Source organism: Arsenicibacter rosenii, from assembly GCF_001870735.1.
GTDB lineage: Bacteria > Bacteroidota > Bacteroidia > Cytophagales > Spirosomataceae > Arsenicibacter > Arsenicibacter rosenii.
Window position 1 is genome coordinate 1 of the sequence record NZ_MORL01000339.1, and the last position, 323, is coordinate 323.

The 323-nt window shown below is 61.0% G+C and carries 1 pseudogene; it reads right to left on the minus strand.

Annotated elements, in window-relative coordinates:
• Positions 1-323: pseudogene (locus tag BLX24_RS33345) on the minus strand (bZIP transcription factor); the annotation flags it as partial.

A 323-nucleotide genomic window follows, 5' to 3' on the forward strand; every position in this document is an offset into this window, starting at 1 on the left:
CCCTGACCTACATACAGGCTGTAGCCCGAAGGCAGCTTCGTCACTCCCGTCCCAACCACAACCCCTGTGCCTGACACGCTCTGCAACAGGTTGCCACGCTTCTCCCACAACGCATCCGGCGATGCTATCCCCTCGCGAGCACCCGCACTATAGCTGGCCAAAACCACGTTCCCGCTGCCATCAACCGTCAGAAACTTGCTCGCACTCACACTCGCCGTGCTACCGCTGGTCAGGTTCTCCAACCGTAACCCGCTGCTGTTGGCTACCCCGCTGGTGATGTGAAGCTTCGCCGTCGGCGAACTGGTTCCGATGCCTACACTGGC